Origin of the sequence: Pseudoxanthomonas sp., from assembly GCF_027498035.1 — a bacterium.
Classification (GTDB): domain Bacteria; phylum Pseudomonadota; class Gammaproteobacteria; order Xanthomonadales; family Xanthomonadaceae; genus Pseudoxanthomonas_A.
Genome location: NZ_CP114978.1, coordinates 3,804,791 through 3,817,873 on the forward strand (window position 1 = coordinate 3,804,791; position 13,083 = coordinate 3,817,873).

Genomic DNA, 13,083 nt, shown 5'->3' on the forward strand with positions numbered 1-13,083 from the left:
ACAACTTTTGAAGGACAACGACAATGGCAAAGGGTAAATTCGAGCGCACCAAGCCGCACGTGAACGTGGGCACGATTGGTCACGTTGACCATGGCAAGACCACGCTGACCGCCGCACTGACCAAGGTCGGCGCCGAGCGTTTCGGTGGCGAGTTCAAGGCCTATGACGCGATCGACGCGGCGCCGGAAGAGAAGGCGCGCGGCATCACGATCTCGACCGCCCACGTGGAATACGAATCGCCGAACCGCCACTACGCGCACGTCGATTGCCCGGGCCATGCTGACTACGTCAAGAACATGATCACCGGTGCTGCGCAGATGGACGGCGCGATCCTGGTGTGCTCGGCCGCTGACGGCCCGATGCCGCAGACCCGCGAGCACATCCTGCTGTCGCGCCAGGTCGGCGTGCCGCACATCGTGGTGTTCCTGAACAAGGCTGACATGGTCGACGACGCCGAGCTGCTCGAGCTGGTCGAGATGGAAGTCCGTGAGCTGCTGAGCAAGTACGACTTCCCGGGCGACGACACTCCGATCATCCACGGCTCGGCCCGTCTGGCGCTGGAAGGCGACCAGAGCGAAATCGGCGTGCCGGCGATCCTGAAGCTGGTCGAAGCCCTCGACACCTTCATTCCGGAGCCGGAGCGCGACATCGACAAGGCATTCCTGATGCCAGTCGAAGACGTGTTCTCGATCTCGGGTCGCGGCACCGTGGTGACTGGTCGTATCGAGCGCGGCATCATCAAGGTTGGCGACGAAATCGAAATCGTCGGCATCCGTCCGGTGCAGAAGACCACCGTGACCGGCGTGGAAATGTTCCGCAAGCTGCTGGACCAGGGTCAGGCAGGCGACAACGCCGGTCTGCTGCTGCGCGGCACCAAGCGTGACGACGTCGAGCGCGGCCAGGTCCTGGCCAAGCCGGGTTCGATCAAGCCGCACACCGAGTTCGAGTCGGAGGTGTATGTGCTGTCGAAGGACGAAGGCGGCCGTCACACCCCGTTCTTCAAGGGCTACCGTCCGCAGTTCTACTTCCGTACCACCGACATCACCGGTGCGGTCGAGCTGCCGGAAGGCACCGAGATGGTGATGCCGGGTGACAACGTGAAGATGGTCGTGACCCTGATCAACCCGGTTGCCATGGATGAAGGTCTGCGCTTCGCGATTCGCGAAGGCGGCCGTACCGTCGGCGCCGGCGTGGTGGCCAAGATCATCAAGTAAGACAGAAACGGTCTCCGGCGACGGCGGCCGTTTTCAAGCAGTACCTGCCGGTCTCTCCCTGGGAGATGCGACCGGCCTACCGCGAAAAGAGGGGCAGGAAGCCCCTCGTGTTCGCCAGACAGGAAGTTGCTGTGTGAACCGCTGGCGCGAAAAGGCAACTTTTCGCGCGGTTGTGCGTCCGAGCAGTTGACGGGCGTGGTTTATGCGTTTTATACTTTTCCGTCTGGGCAGATCGTTCATCGATCTGCCTTGTTTGTCAGGAAGATTCCCGGGCCGTTGACGGCCCCGGCGCGTTACCTGGATCAGGTGGCATGGGCGCAGGGACTTTCAAAAGCACGTGAACCATTACCGGGGCAAGGCATCCCAGAGGCCGCGCCCGTCGCTCTTTCAACACAGGAAATCGTCATGGCGGACCAAAAGATCCGTATCAGGCTCAAAGCCTACGATCATCGCCTGATCGACCGCTCGGCTAGCGAGATTGTCGAAACGGCCAAGCGGACCGGCGCGCAGGTGCGCGGCCCGATCCCGCTTCCCACCAAGATCGAACGCTACACCATCCTGGTGTCGCCGCACGCCGATAAGGACGCGCGCGATCAGTACGAGACCCGCACGCACAAGCGTGTGCTGGATATCGTTGATCCCAACGACAAGACCGTCGACGCGCTGATGAAGCTCGAGCTGGCGGCTGGCGTTGACGTTCAGATCAAGTTGACCTGAGGCCCCGACCATGACTGCGAAGAAATTTTCGTTGGGCATCGTTGGCCGCAAGGCCGGCATGACCCGGGTATTCACCGAAGATGGCAAGTCCATCCCGGTCACCCTGATCGAAGCCACCCCGAACCGCATCACCCAGATCAAGACCACTGAAACCGACGGCTACAGCGCCGTGCAGGTTGCCGTTGGTACCCGTCGTGCTGCCCTCATCAACAAGCCGGTCGCCGGCCACCTGGCCAAGGCCAAGGTCGAAGCAGGCCGTGGCCTGTGGGAACTGCGCGTCGAAGCCGACAAGATTGGTGACTTCAGCATCGGCGGCGAGATCAAGGCCGACATCTTTGAAGTGGGCCAGAAGGTCGACGTCGAAGGCGTGACCAAGGGCAAGGGCTTCCAGGGCACCATCAAGCGTTACAACTTCCGGATGGGTGACGCCACCCACGGTAACTCGCTGTCGCATCGCGCACCGGGTTCGCTGGGTCAGCGTCAGACGCCGGGTCGCGTGTTCCCGGGCAAGAAGATGTCCGGCCACATGGGTGCCGTGCAGCAGAGTACGCAAAACCTTGAAGTCGTCCGCGTGGACGCCGAGCGTGGCCTGATCGCCATTCGCGGTGCCGTGCCGGGTGCGCCGGGTGGTGACGTGATCGTGCGTCCGGCGAGCAAGGGCTAAGGAGAACGATGATGGAACTCGCCATTAACGGCAGCGCCAACAAACTGTCGGTCTCCGACGAAGTGTTTGGTCGCGAATTCAGTCAGGACCTGGTTCATCAGGTCGTGGTGGCTTACCGCAATGCGGCTCGCTCGGGCACCAAGGCCCAGAAGACTCGTTCGGAAGTTGCCGGTACCACCAAGAAGTCGAAGAAGCAGAAGGGCGGCGGTGCGCGTCATGGCGCGCTGACGGCTCCGATCTTCATCGGCGGCGGCGTGACCTTCGCGGCCAAGCCGCGCAGCTTCGAGCAGAAGGTCAACCGCAAGATGTACCGCGCCGCGATGAAGGCCATCCTCAGCGAGCTCGCTCGCCAGGACCGCCTGACCATCGTCGACACGTTCGACGTCGAAGCGACCAATACCAAGGGCCTGATTTCCAAGCTCAAGGAACTGAACGTCGGCAAGCGCCCGCTGATCGTGACCGAAGACGCTTCGGAGCATCTGTATCTGTCGGCCCGCAACCTGCCTTACGTCGAAGTGCGCGACGTGCAGGGCCTGGACCCGGCTTCGCTGGTCGGCGCCGACACTGTCGTGATCACCGCTGACGCGGTGAAGAAGATCGAGGAGTGGCTGGCATGATCAGCAACGAAAAAATCTTCAGCGTGCTGCGCGCCCCGCGCGTGTCTGAAAAGACTGCACGACTGCAGGAAGTATCCAATCAGTACGTCTTCGAAGTCTCGAACGACTCCACCAAGGCCGACATCAAGGCCGCGGTTGAGCAGCTGTTCGAAGTCAAGGTCGAGGCTGTCAACGTGGTCAACGTGAAGGGCAAGAACAAGTCCTTCCGTAACCGCAATGGCCGTCGCGGCGACTGGAAGAAGGCGTATGTGCGTCTGGCCGATGGCCAGGCCATCGACGTGTCGGCCACGGCCTGAGGTAGACCCACATGCCATTGATGAAATTCAAACCCACTTCCCCCGGCCGCCGTTCGGCCGTGCGCGTGGTCACTCCCGACCTGCATAAGGGTGCCCCGCATGCTCCTCTGCTTGAAAAGCAGAGCAAGAGCGGCGGTCGCAACCACCATGGCCGCATCACCACCCGTCATATCGGTGGTGGCCATAAGCAGCATTACCGCATCATCGACTTCAAGCGCGACAAGGTCGGTATCCCCGCCCGCGTCGAGCGCATTGAATACGATCCCAACCGCACCGCCCACATCGCACTGCTGTGCTATGTCGACGGCGAGCGCCGCTACATCATCGCGCCGAAGGGCCTGAAGGCTGGCGACCAGGTGATCGCGGGCCGTGACGCCCCGATCCGCGCTGGCAACACCTTGCCGCTGCTGAACATCCCGGTTGGTACGACGGTTCACTGCATCGAGCTGAAGGTCGGCAAGGGCGCCCAGATCGCTCGCGCCGCTGGTGCAGCGGTGCAGCTGGTCGCTCGTGAGCAGGGCTTCGCCACGCTGCGTCTTCGCTCCGGCGAAATGCGCAAGGTGCCGGCCGAGTGCTGCGCCACCGTCGGCGAAGTCGGCAACGACGAGCACAGCCTCGAGAAGCTCGGCAAGGCTGGCGCCAAGCGCTGGCGCGGTGTCAAGCCGACCGTTCGCGGTGCGGCCATGAACCCGGTCGACCATCCGCACGGTGGTGGTGAGGCCAAGGCTGGCCAGGGCAACCCGCATCCGGTCACCCCGTGGGGTGTTCCGACCAAGGGTTACAAGACGCGCCATAACAAGCGCACGCAGCAATTCATCGTCCGCGATCGTAGGGGCTAATCGACCATGGCACGTTCACTCAAGAAAGGCCCGTTCGTCGATCACCACCTCGTCAAGAAGGTGGAGGCTGCGGCCGGTAGCAAGCGTCCGATCAAGACCTGGTCGCGTCGTTCAATGATCCTGCCGGAGATGGTGGGTTTCACCATCGCCGTGCATAACGGCAAGAACCACGTTCCGGTGCTCGTCAACGAGAACATGGTCGGCCACAAGCTCGGCGAATTTGCCGTCACCCGGACCTTCAAGGGTCACGGTGGCGACAAGAAGTCGGCCGGCAAGCGCTAAGGAGATGACAATGGAAGCGAAAGCCATCCTGCGCACCGCGCGCATCTCCCCGCAGAAGGCCCGCCTGGTCGCTGACCAGGTGCGTGGATTGTCGGCCGAGCGCGCCGTCAACCTGCTGAAGTTCTCGGACAAGAAGGCTGCGGCCCTCATCAAGAAGGTGGTCGAATCGGCCATCGCCAATGCCGAGAACAACCAGGGCGCCGACGTCGACGAGCTGAAGGTCCAGACCATCATGGTCGACGAAGGCCCGACGCTGAAGCGTTTCATGGCCCGCGCCAAGGGTCGCGGCACGCGCATCCTCAAGCGCACCAGCCATATCACTGTTGTGGTCGGCGAAGGCAAGGGCAAATAAGACTATGGGCCATAAAGTACATCCGATCGGCATCCGCCTTGGTATCTCCAAGGATTGGAATTCCAAGTGGTTCGCCAACAAGGGCGACTACGCCAGCTATCTGGCAGCTGACCTCAAGGTCCGCGAGATGCTGCGCAAGAAGCTTGCCCAGGCCGGTATCAGCAAGATCCTGATCGAGCGTCCGGCCAAGACGGCACGCGTGACGATCCACACCGCCCGTCCGGGCGTGGTGATCGGCAAGCGTGGCGAGGACATCGAGAAGCTGCGTAAGGAAGTGAGCGAGATGATGGGCGTCCCGGCGCACATCAACGTCACCGAAGTGCGCAAGCCGGAGCTGGACGCGCAGCTGGTGGCCGAATCCATCGCCCAGCAGCTTGAGCGTCGCATCATGTTCCGCCGCGCCATGAAGCGCGCGGTCGGCAACGCGATCCGCCTGGGTGCCCTGGGCATCAAGGTGAACGTCGCTGGCCGACTGAACGGTGCCGAGATCGCCCGTTCCGAGTGGTACCGCGAAGGTCGTGTGCCGCTGCACACCCTGCGCGCCGACATCGACTACGGCTTTGCCGAAGCGAAGACCACCTACGGAATCATCGGCATCAAGGTGTGGGTCTACAAGGGCGAAGTCTTCGACTTCAGCCAGGTGGGTCAGGAAAAGCAGGACGATTCGCGCCCCGAGCGCAGTGAACGTCCGTCGCGTCCGTCCCGCGATCGTGACGCGAGGTAACCGGCAATGTTGCAACCCAAGCGAACCAAATACCGCAAGATGCACAAGGGCCGTAACTCGGGCCTGAGCTGGAGCGGAAACCTCGTCTCGTTCGGCGAGTACGGCCTGAAGGCCACGGCGCACGGTCAGCTGACCGCGCGCCAGATCGAGGCAGCACGTCGTTCCATCAGCCGCTACGTCAAGCGCGGCGGCAAGATGTGGATCCGCGTGTTCCCCGACAAGCCCATCACCAAGAAGCCGATCGAAGTCCGCATGGGCTCCGGTAAGGGCAACGTGGAGTACTGGGTCGCCCAGATCCAGCCGGGCCGCATGATCTATGAAATCGAAGGCGTGGATGAGGCAACGGCACGCGAGGCGTTCCGCCTGGCCGCCGCCAAGCTTTCGGTCACCACCACCTTTGTTGCCCGGACGGTGCGCTAATGGCTATCAAAGAACTCCGCGAGAAGTCTGCTGACGAGCTGAACGCCCACCTGGGCGAGCTGCGCAAGGAGCAGTTCTCCCTGCGTATGCAGAAGGCCACCGGTCAGCTGCCGAAGACCCACGAAACCCGTCGGGTCCGCCGCGAGATCGCTCGCGTCAAGACCCTGCTCGGCAGCAAGAAGTAAGGACAGCCGACATGAGTGATAACGAACAGAAAACGCAGCGCACGGTCGAAGGCCGTGTCGTGAGCAACAAGATGGACAAGACGGTCACCATCCTGGTGGAACGTCAGGTCAAGCACGCCCTGTACGGCAAGTACATCAAGCGCTCGACCAAGCTGCACGCCCATGATGCCGACAACGCCTGCAATGAAGGCGACCTGGTGCGCATCGTGGAAATCGCGCCGCTGTCCAAGACCAAGAACTGGCGCGTGGTCGAGATCGTCGCCCGCGCGGCCGAATAAGAGGAGTCTGAATCATGATCCAGATGCAGAGCTATCTCGACGCGGCCGACAACTCCGGCGCCAAGGAACTGATGTGCATCAAGGTGCTCGGCGGCTCCAAGCGTCGTTACGCCGGCATCGGTGACATCATCAAGGTCACCGTGAAAGATGCAATTCCGCGCGGCAAGGTCAAGAAGGGCGAAGTCTACGACGCCGTCGTGGTGCGTACCCGCAAGGGTGTGCGTCGCGCCGACGGTTCGCTGATCCGCTTCGACGGCAACGCTGCCGTGCTGCTCAACAACAAGCAGGAGCCGATCTGGGCACCCGTATCTTCGGACCGGTGACCCGTGAACTGCGCTCCGAGAAGTTCATGAAGATCGTCTCGCTCGCACCCGAAGTGCTGTGAGCGGAGGAAATCAAGATGGCTAACCGTATCAAGAAAGGCGACCAGGTGGTCGTTCTCACCGGCAAGGACAAGGGCAAGCAGGGCGACGTGCTGCGTGTGGAAGGCGACCGCGTGGTCGTGTCCAACGTGAACATCGTCAAGCGCCACACCAAGCCGAACCCCCAGGCTGGTGTTGCTGGTGGCGTCGTCGAGCGCGAAGCCTCGATCCATATCTCCAATGTTGCTCCGTTCAACGCCGCCAGCGGCAAGGGCGAACGCATTGGCTTCAAGGTGCTGGAGGATGGACGCAAACTGCGTGTGTTCCGCTCCAGCGGTGAGGCGCTAGACGCCTGAGGAATGAGGTAATGACCACTCGTCTCGAAAAAATCTACAAGGAAGAGGTTGTTCCGAACTTGACCAAAAAGTTCGGCTACGCCAATCCGATGGAAGTCCCGAAGATCACCAAGATCACCATCAACATGGGTGTGGGTGAAGCGGCGACCAACAAGAAGATCCTGGAAAACGCCGTCGCTGATCTGGCCAAGATCACCGGCCAGAAGCCGATCACGACCAAGTCGCGCGTCTCGGTGGCTTCGTTCAAGATCCGTGACGGCTGGCCGATCGGCTGCAAGGTCACCTTGCGCCGCGCCCAGATGTACGAATTCCTGGACCGCCTGGTCAGCATCGCGCTGCCGCGCGTGCGCGACTTCCGTGGTGTCTCGGGCCGCTCGTTCGACGGCCGTGGCAACTACAACATGGGCGTGAAGGAACAGATCATCTTCCCGGAAATCGACTTCGACCAGGTCGACGCCGTCCGCGGCATGGATATCGCCATCACGACGACCGCCAAGACCGATGCCGAAGCGAAGGCATTGCTCGAAGCGTTCAAGTTCCCGTTCCGCAACTAAGTCGAGGAGACACTCATGGCAAAGACCTCCATGGTCAACCGCGACATCAAGCGGGCGAAGCTGGCCAAGAAGTTCGCGGTCAAGCGCGAAGCACTGAAGAAGATCATCTCCAGCCAGGACGCGTCCTACGAAGAGAAGATCGAAGCCTCGACCAAGCTGCAGAAGCTGCCGCGCGACTCGTCGCCGAGCCGTTTCCGCACCCGTTGCGAACTGTCTGGCCGTCCGCGTGCCGTGTACAGCAAGTTCGGTCTGGCCCGTAACAAGCTGCGTGAAGCCACCATGCGCGGCGACGTGCCTGGCCTGCGTAAGGCGAGCTGGTAACATTGCAGCGTAATATGGTGTAGAATCCGCGGCCCGGATTTGACGCCTCACGCAAGCCTGGTTGCCAGCGGCACCCAGGCTTGCGCGTTGTAGAGAACATCGGAAAGGGCGGGGCCCAAGCGGCCTGCCACCACAACCCAAGATCTTCGCGAAAGCGGATATCGGTGCACTCATAGGAAATCGCACATGAGCATGACTGATCCCATCGCCGACATGCTGGTCCGCATCAAGAATGCGGCCGCCGTTGGCAAGCAGACGGTGAAAATGCCGTCCTCCACCATCAAGGTCGCCATCGCTGGCGTGTTGAAGGCCGAGGGCTACATCGCCGACTCGCGCGTCACCAAGACCGAGAACAACAAGGCCGAGCTGGAAGTGGTCCTCAAGTACTTCGAGGGCAAGCCGGTCATCGATACGCTCAAGCGCGTGTCGCGTTCGGGCCTGCGCCACTACCGTGGCAAGGACGAGCTGCCGAAGGTCCTCAACGGCCTGGGCATCGCCATCATCTCCACCTCCAAGGGCATCATGACCGATTCGCAGGCGCGCCAGCAGGGCGTCGGCGGTGAAGTCCTGTGCTTCGTGGCCTAAGCGAAGGAGCTTGCGACCATGTCCCGCGTAGCCAAGAAGCCGATCACCCTGGCCAAGGGTGTTGAGTACAAGAACGAGAACGACACGCTGACCGTCAAGGGCCCCAAGGGCACCCTGTCGCTGGCCAAGCCGGCTGGTGTGAACATCGCACTGGAAGACGGCGTGTTGAACCTGACCCCGGCCACCCCGGGCGACGACGCCATCACCGGCACCATCCGCGCAATCCTATCCAACATGGTGCAGGGCGTGTCGGAAGGTTTCCAGCGCAAGCTGGACCTGGTCGGCGTGGGTTACCGTGCCACCATGCAGGGCCCGGACCTCAGCCTGGCGCTGGGTTTCTCGCACCCGGTCCTGTTCAAGGCGCCGGAAGGCATCACCCTGGTGACCCCGACCCAGACCGAAATCCTGGTGCAGGGCGCAGACAAGCAGCGCGTCGGTGAAGTTGCGGCCAAGATCCGCGGTTTCCGTCCGCCGGAGCCCTATAAGGGCAAGGGCGTGAAGTACTCCGACGAAACCATCATTCGCAAGGAAGCCAAGAAGGCCTAAGGCACTTCTCCTTCCCGAGGATCAAGATCATGAGCATCAAGAATACCGCCCGTCTGCGCCGCGCCAAGTCCACCCGTTCGCACATCCGCGTGCTGGGCGTGCATCGCCTGACCGTCCTGCGTACTGGTCAGCACCTGTACGCGCAGGTCTTCACCGCCGATGGCTCCAAGGTGATCGCTTCGGCGAACACCCTGCAGGCCGACGTCAAGGAAGGCCTGAAGAATGGCAAGAACAGCGATGCCGCCGCCAAGGTCGGCAAGCTGATCGCCGAGCGCGCCAAGGCAGCTGGTGTCGAGAAGGTCGCTTTCGACCGCTCGGGCTACCGTTACCACGGCCGCGTCAAGGCGCTGGCCGATGCAGCTCGCGAAGGCGGCCTGCAGTTCTAAGCTTGAACGGCGTGGGGCCAGTCCCCACGCTACTCCTGCCGGTGCGGGCTGCACCGGGCGTTCCGTCTCTTCTGCATTCGGCCACGCGTCACAGCTCCAGACCACAGCTATAAGCGGCCAAGCCGTACAGACCCTTTCAACAGGAATATAGACATGGCAGAAGAACAACGCTCGCGCGGGCGCGATCGCAACCGCGAAGAGAAAGTCGATGACGGCATGATCGAGAAGCTGATCGCGGTCAATCGCGTCAGCAAGACGGTCAAGGGCGGTCGCCAGTTCACCTTCACCGCACTGACGGTGGTGGGCGACGGCAATGGCAAGATCGGTTTTGGTTACGGCAAGGCGCGCGAAGTGCCGGTCGCGATCCAGAAGTCGATGGAATATGCGCGCAAGGGCATGCTCAGCGTGACCCTCAACAACGGCACCCTGTGGCACCCGGTCAAGGCCGGCCACGGCGCAGCCCGCGTGTTCATGCAGCCGGCATCGGAAGGTACTGGCGTCATCGCCGGTGGCGCCATGCGTGCCGTGCTGGAAGCGGTTGGCGTGAAGAACGTGCTGGCCAAGGCGGTCGGTTCGCGTAACCCCATCAACCTGGTTCGCGCGACCCTGCGTGGCCTGGAAGACATGCAGTCGCCGGCCCGCATTGCGGCCAAGCGCGGCAAGTCGGTGGAGGAGTTGACCCATGGCTAATGAATCCACCAAGACTGTGAAGGTCCGCCTCGTGCGTGGCCTGCGTGGTTCCCAGGCCCGTCACCGTTTGTCGGTGAAGGCACTGGGCCTGAACAAGCTCAACGATGTGCGTGAACTGAAGGACAGCCCGCAGGTGCGCGGTCTGATCGCCAAGGTTCACTACCTCGTCCGCGTCGAGGAGTAATCAACATGCGTCTCAACACTCTCGCGCCCGTCGATGGCGCCCGTACCGATCGCAAGCGCGTCGGTCGCGGTATCGGTTCGGGCCTGGGCAAGACTGCCGGCCGCGGCCACAAGGGTTCCTTCGCCCGTTCGGGTAAGGGCAAGATCAAGGCGAAGTTCGAAGGCGGCCAGATGCCGCTGGTCAAGCGTCTGCCGAAGGTCGGTTTCCGTTCCAAGCTGAAGAAGAACGTCGCTGAAGTGCTGTCCTATGAATTGGACAAGCTGCAGGCTGGCGAGATCGACTTCGCCGCGCTCCGCGCCGCCAAGCTGGTGCCCAGCACCGCCAAGCGCGCCAAGATCGTGTTGAAGGGTGGCCTGACCAAGGCTTTCACGCTCAAGGGCGTGGCGGCAACGGCCGGTGCCAAGGCGGCGATCGAAGCTGCCGGCGGCAGCATCCAGGAGTAAGCGAAGCATGGCGCAACAAGGCATCGCAGGTGGTCTGGGCAAATTCACCGAGCTACGGCAGCGTCTGCTGTTCGTGCTGGGGGCCCTGATCGTTTATCGGATCGGCTGTTACGTTCCGGTGCCGGGTGTGAACCCGGATGCCATGATTGCGCTCATGCAGCAGCAGGGCGGCGGCATCGTGGACATGTTCAACATGTTCTCGGGCGGCGCCCTGCATCGCTTCAGTATCTTCGCGCTGAATGTGATGCCGTACATCTCGGCATCCATTGTGATCCAGTTGGGCGCGCACATTTTCCCGGCGCTGAAGGCGCTGCAGAAAGAAGGCGAGTCCGGCCGGCGCAAGATCACCCAGTACTCGCGCATCGGCGCAGTCCTGCTGGCGGTGGTGCAGGGCGGCAGTATCGCCCTGGCCCTGCAGCATCAGACTGCCCCGGGCGGCGCGCCTGTCGTCTACATGCCGGGCATGGGTTTCGTGGTCACCGCCATCGTGGCGCTGACCGCGGGCACCATCTTCCTAATGTGGGTGGGTGAGCAGGTCACCGAGCGTGGCGTCGGCAACGGCGTTTCGCTGATCATTTTCTCGGGCATCGTTGCTGGTCTGCCGGCCGCGGTGATCCACACTTTCAGTGCCGTCAACGATGGCACGATGAGCCCCATCGCGCTGATCGTCGTCGCGCTGGTGGTGTTCGCCTTCACCTGGTTCGTGGTGTTCGTCGAGCGTGGACAGCGCCGGATCACGGTCAATTACGCCCGTCGTCAGGGTGGTCGTAATGCCTACATGAATCAGACGTCCTTCCTGCCGCTCAAGCTCAACATGGCAGGCGTGATCCCGCCGATCTTTGCCTCGTCGATCCTGGCATTCCCGGCGACCCTGGCAATGTGGTCAGGGCAGTCTCCGGCCGCCGTCACCCTGCAGCGCATCTCGCAGGCGTTGGCTCCGGGCGAGCCGCTGCACATGATCGTGTTTGCCGCGATGATCATCGGCTTCGCTTTCTTCTACACGGCCCTGGTGTTCAACTCACAGGAAACGGCCGAGAACCTGAAGAAGTCTGGCGCACTGATCCCGGGCATCCGTCCGGGCAAGGCGACCGCTGACTACGTGGACGCTGTGCTGACCCGCTTGACCGCCGCCGGCGCGCTGTACTTGGTGGCCGTGTGTCTGCTGCCAGAAGTGATGCGCACCCAGCTCGGTACGTCGTTCTACTTCGGTGGCACCTCGCTGCTGATCGTGGTCGTCGTGGTCATGGACTTCATTGCGCAGATCCAGGCGCACTTGATGTCACACCAGTATGAAAGCCTGTTGAAGAAGGCCAACCTGAAGGGCGGTTCGCGCGGCTTGTCGCGCGGCTGATCTGACGGTCGAAACATCGGCGGTCCCATCCGCCACCAAGCCCGGTCATCGACCGGACTTTCAAAATGGGCGGCTCGTGCGGCGGTCTCGCGCGCGGGTGTGAAGCGGTCAGTCCCTGCGCCAGAGTAGCGCGGGGCGGCGGAATGTCCTTCGGGGCGTTTCGTCAGGACGCTTCCGGCGCCGGAGCACGGGCACACTCCCCATGCCGGGTCCGTGGAACCGAAAGGTTCCATGGGCTTCCAAGTAACCCGAGACCTTGCTATCATTTCCAGTTCACTACGCCACTTGGCGTCAATCCGTGTTCCGGATGGCGTCATTCCGGCCATCAAACAGTTTGGAGAACCGCGTCATGGCGCGTATTGCAGGTGTCAACCTGCCTGCCCAGAAGCATGTCTGGGTGGGGCTGCAGAGCATCTACGGCATTGGCCGTACCCGGTCCAAGAAGGTCTGCGAAGCTGCAGGCGTGACGGTGACCACCAAAATCCGTGACCTGTCCGAGCCTGAAGTCGAGCGCCTGCGCGCCGAAATCGGCAAGTACATCGTCGAAGGCGACCTGCGTCGCGAAGTCGGTATGGCGATCAAGCGCCTGATGGACCTGGGCTGCTACCGCGGTCTGCGCCATCGCCGCGGTCTGCCGCTGCGCGGCCAGCGCACCCGTACCAATGCCCGCACCCGCAAGGGTCCGCGCAAAGCCATCAAGAAGTAAGGGGCGCACAT

The 13,083-nt window shown here is 62.3% G+C and carries 23 protein-coding genes and 1 pseudogene; all 24 read left to right on the forward strand.

Annotated elements, in window-relative coordinates; all coding sequences use genetic code 11:
- Window positions 1-23: 23 nt before the first annotated feature.
- The gene (tuf, locus tag O8I58_RS16695; RefSeq protein ID WP_298318532.1) at window positions 24-1,214 is read left to right on the forward strand and encodes an elongation factor Tu; all 1,191 of its coding nucleotides are present in this window, start codon (window positions 24-26) and stop codon (window positions 1,212-1,214) included.
- 405 nt (window positions 1,215-1,619) lie between these two features.
- Window positions 1,620-1,931, forward strand: a complete 312-nt coding sequence (gene rpsJ, locus O8I58_RS16700; protein WP_014161383.1) for a 30S ribosomal protein S10 — start codon at window positions 1,620-1,622, stop codon at window positions 1,929-1,931.
- Between the two features lie 10 nt (window positions 1,932-1,941).
- On the forward strand, window positions 1,942-2,595 hold the full coding sequence (gene rplC / locus O8I58_RS16705) for a 50S ribosomal protein L3 (RefSeq protein WP_298318558.1): 654 nt from the start codon (window positions 1,942-1,944) through the stop codon (window positions 2,593-2,595).
- Between the two features lie 11 nt (window positions 2,596-2,606).
- Window positions 2,607-3,212 (forward strand): 50S ribosomal protein L4, encoded by a 606-nt coding sequence (gene rplD / locus O8I58_RS16710; RefSeq protein ID WP_298318561.1) that lies wholly within the window; start codon window positions 2,607-2,609, stop codon window positions 3,210-3,212.
- Window positions 3,209-3,508 carry a 50S ribosomal protein L23 gene (gene rplW, locus O8I58_RS16715; RefSeq protein ID WP_298318563.1) on the forward strand — a complete coding sequence of 100 codons (300 nt, stop codon included), beginning with the start codon at window positions 3,209-3,211 and terminating at the stop codon, window positions 3,506-3,508. The genes rplD and rplW overlap by 4 nt, the downstream gene beginning before the upstream one ends.
- Window positions 3,509-3,519: 11 nt before the next feature.
- Entirely contained in the window at window positions 3,520-4,347 is an 828-nt protein-coding gene (gene rplB, locus O8I58_RS16720) for a 50S ribosomal protein L2 (RefSeq protein WP_298318566.1), read from the forward strand.
- A gap of 6 nt (window positions 4,348-4,353) precedes the next feature.
- On the forward strand, window positions 4,354-4,629 hold the full coding sequence (gene rpsS, locus O8I58_RS16725) for a 30S ribosomal protein S19 (protein ID WP_093135052.1): 276 nt from the start codon (window positions 4,354-4,356) through the stop codon (window positions 4,627-4,629).
- A 10-nt stretch (window positions 4,630-4,639) separates the two neighbouring features.
- Window positions 4,640-4,981: a 50S ribosomal protein L22 gene (rplV, locus tag O8I58_RS16730; protein ID WP_298318574.1), complete on the forward strand. Its 342-nt coding sequence runs from the start codon at window positions 4,640-4,642 to the stop codon at window positions 4,979-4,981.
- Between the two features lie 4 nt (window positions 4,982-4,985).
- Complete coding sequence (gene rpsC, locus O8I58_RS16735) at window positions 4,986-5,705, forward strand: 30S ribosomal protein S3 (protein ID WP_298318576.1); 720 nt, start codon at window positions 4,986-4,988, stop codon at window positions 5,703-5,705.
- A 6-nt stretch (window positions 5,706-5,711) separates the two neighbouring features.
- On the forward strand, window positions 5,712-6,125 hold the full coding sequence (gene rplP, locus O8I58_RS16740; RefSeq protein WP_014161375.1) for a 50S ribosomal protein L16: 414 nt from the start codon (window positions 5,712-5,714) through the stop codon (window positions 6,123-6,125).
- Window positions 6,125-6,310 carry a 50S ribosomal protein L29 gene (rpmC, locus tag O8I58_RS16745; RefSeq protein ID WP_093135061.1) on the forward strand — a complete coding sequence of 62 codons (186 nt, stop codon included), beginning with the start codon at window positions 6,125-6,127 and terminating at the stop codon, window positions 6,308-6,310. Before rplP ends, rpmC begins: the two co-directional genes overlap by 1 nt.
- Before the next feature lie 11 nt (window positions 6,311-6,321).
- On the forward strand, window positions 6,322-6,588 hold the full coding sequence (gene rpsQ / locus O8I58_RS16750) for a 30S ribosomal protein S17 (RefSeq protein ID WP_014161373.1): 267 nt from the start codon (window positions 6,322-6,324) through the stop codon (window positions 6,586-6,588).
- Between the two features lie 14 nt (window positions 6,589-6,602).
- Window positions 6,603-6,973 (forward strand): annotated as a pseudogene (gene rplN / locus O8I58_RS16755) (50S ribosomal protein L14).
- A gap of 15 nt (window positions 6,974-6,988) precedes the next feature.
- A complete protein-coding gene (gene rplX / locus O8I58_RS16760) occupies window positions 6,989-7,306 on the forward strand; it encodes a 50S ribosomal protein L24 (protein ID WP_298318602.1) in 318 nt (105 codons plus the stop codon).
- An 11-nt stretch (window positions 7,307-7,317) separates the two neighbouring features.
- Window positions 7,318-7,860, forward strand: a complete 543-nt coding sequence (gene rplE, locus O8I58_RS16765) for a 50S ribosomal protein L5 (protein WP_298318605.1) — start codon at window positions 7,318-7,320, stop codon at window positions 7,858-7,860.
- A 15-nt stretch (window positions 7,861-7,875) separates the two neighbouring features.
- Window positions 7,876-8,181 (forward strand): 30S ribosomal protein S14, encoded by a 306-nt coding sequence (gene rpsN / locus O8I58_RS16770; protein ID WP_298318608.1) that lies wholly within the window; start codon window positions 7,876-7,878, stop codon window positions 8,179-8,181.
- A 186-nt stretch (window positions 8,182-8,367) separates the two neighbouring features.
- Entirely contained in the window at window positions 8,368-8,766 is a 399-nt protein-coding gene (gene rpsH, locus O8I58_RS16775) for a 30S ribosomal protein S8 (RefSeq protein ID WP_298318611.1), read from the forward strand.
- Between the two features lie 18 nt (window positions 8,767-8,784).
- Complete coding sequence (rplF, locus tag O8I58_RS16780) at window positions 8,785-9,312, forward strand: 50S ribosomal protein L6 (protein WP_298318614.1); 528 nt, start codon at window positions 8,785-8,787, stop codon at window positions 9,310-9,312.
- A 29-nt stretch (window positions 9,313-9,341) separates the two neighbouring features.
- Window positions 9,342-9,698, forward strand: a complete 357-nt coding sequence (gene rplR / locus O8I58_RS16785) for a 50S ribosomal protein L18 (protein WP_093135083.1) — start codon at window positions 9,342-9,344, stop codon at window positions 9,696-9,698.
- 153 nt (window positions 9,699-9,851) lie between these two features.
- Window positions 9,852-10,388 carry a 30S ribosomal protein S5 gene (gene rpsE / locus O8I58_RS16790; RefSeq protein ID WP_298318622.1) on the forward strand — a complete coding sequence of 179 codons (537 nt, stop codon included), beginning with the start codon at window positions 9,852-9,854 and terminating at the stop codon, window positions 10,386-10,388.
- Entirely contained in the window at window positions 10,381-10,572 is a 192-nt protein-coding gene (gene rpmD, locus O8I58_RS16795; protein ID WP_298318624.1) for a 50S ribosomal protein L30, read from the forward strand. Before rpsE ends, rpmD begins: the two co-directional genes overlap by 8 nt.
- Window positions 10,572-11,015, forward strand: coding sequence for a 50S ribosomal protein L15 (gene rplO / locus O8I58_RS16800; protein ID WP_298323124.1), 444 nt, complete (start codon window positions 10,572-10,574; stop codon window positions 11,013-11,015). The genes rpmD and rplO overlap by 1 nt, the downstream gene beginning before the upstream one ends.
- Window positions 11,016-11,022: 7 nt before the next feature.
- Window positions 11,023-12,366 carry a preprotein translocase subunit SecY gene (gene secY, locus O8I58_RS16805; RefSeq protein ID WP_298318626.1) on the forward strand — a complete coding sequence of 448 codons (1,344 nt, stop codon included), beginning with the start codon at window positions 11,023-11,025 and terminating at the stop codon, window positions 12,364-12,366.
- Window positions 12,367-12,715: 349 nt separating this feature from the next.
- The gene (gene rpsM, locus O8I58_RS16810) at window positions 12,716-13,072 is read left to right on the forward strand and encodes a 30S ribosomal protein S13 (protein WP_014161361.1); all 357 of its coding nucleotides are present in this window, start codon (window positions 12,716-12,718) and stop codon (window positions 13,070-13,072) included.
- Window positions 13,073-13,083 lie beyond the last annotated feature (11 nt).

Coding starts and splice junctions, on each gene's coding strand:
- tuf (WP_298318532.1), top strand. CDS start 24: ATGGCAAAGGGTAAATTCGAGCGCACCAAGCCGCACGTGAACGTGGGC.
- rpsJ (WP_014161383.1), top strand. CDS start 1,620: ATGGCGGACCAAAAGATCCGTATCAGGCTCAAAGCCTACGATCATCGC.
- rplC (WP_298318558.1), top strand. CDS start 1,942: ATGACTGCGAAGAAATTTTCGTTGGGCATCGTTGGCCGCAAGGCCGGC.
- rplD (WP_298318561.1), top strand. CDS start 2,607: ATGGAACTCGCCATTAACGGCAGCGCCAACAAACTGTCGGTCTCCGAC.
- rplW (WP_298318563.1), top strand. CDS start 3,209: ATGATCAGCAACGAAAAAATCTTCAGCGTGCTGCGCGCCCCGCGCGTG.
- rplB (WP_298318566.1), top strand. CDS start 3,520: ATGCCATTGATGAAATTCAAACCCACTTCCCCCGGCCGCCGTTCGGCC.
- rpsS (WP_093135052.1), top strand. CDS start 4,354: ATGGCACGTTCACTCAAGAAAGGCCCGTTCGTCGATCACCACCTCGTC.
- rplV (WP_298318574.1), top strand. CDS start 4,640: ATGGAAGCGAAAGCCATCCTGCGCACCGCGCGCATCTCCCCGCAGAAG.
- rpsC (WP_298318576.1), top strand. CDS start 4,986: ATGGGCCATAAAGTACATCCGATCGGCATCCGCCTTGGTATCTCCAAG.
- rplP (WP_014161375.1), top strand. CDS start 5,712: ATGTTGCAACCCAAGCGAACCAAATACCGCAAGATGCACAAGGGCCGT.
- rpmC (WP_093135061.1), top strand. CDS start 6,125: ATGGCTATCAAAGAACTCCGCGAGAAGTCTGCTGACGAGCTGAACGCC.
- rpsQ (WP_014161373.1), top strand. CDS start 6,322: ATGAGTGATAACGAACAGAAAACGCAGCGCACGGTCGAAGGCCGTGTC.
- rplX (WP_298318602.1), top strand. CDS start 6,989: ATGGCTAACCGTATCAAGAAAGGCGACCAGGTGGTCGTTCTCACCGGC.
- rplE (WP_298318605.1), top strand. CDS start 7,318: ATGACCACTCGTCTCGAAAAAATCTACAAGGAAGAGGTTGTTCCGAAC.
- rpsN (WP_298318608.1), top strand. CDS start 7,876: ATGGCAAAGACCTCCATGGTCAACCGCGACATCAAGCGGGCGAAGCTG.
- rpsH (WP_298318611.1), top strand. CDS start 8,368: ATGAGCATGACTGATCCCATCGCCGACATGCTGGTCCGCATCAAGAAT.
- rplF (WP_298318614.1), top strand. CDS start 8,785: ATGTCCCGCGTAGCCAAGAAGCCGATCACCCTGGCCAAGGGTGTTGAG.
- rplR (WP_093135083.1), top strand. CDS start 9,342: ATGAGCATCAAGAATACCGCCCGTCTGCGCCGCGCCAAGTCCACCCGT.
- rpsE (WP_298318622.1), top strand. CDS start 9,852: ATGGCAGAAGAACAACGCTCGCGCGGGCGCGATCGCAACCGCGAAGAG.
- rpmD (WP_298318624.1), top strand. CDS start 10,381: ATGGCTAATGAATCCACCAAGACTGTGAAGGTCCGCCTCGTGCGTGGC.
- secY (WP_298318626.1), top strand. CDS start 11,023: ATGGCGCAACAAGGCATCGCAGGTGGTCTGGGCAAATTCACCGAGCTA.
- rpsM (WP_014161361.1), top strand. CDS start 12,716: ATGGCGCGTATTGCAGGTGTCAACCTGCCTGCCCAGAAGCATGTCTGG.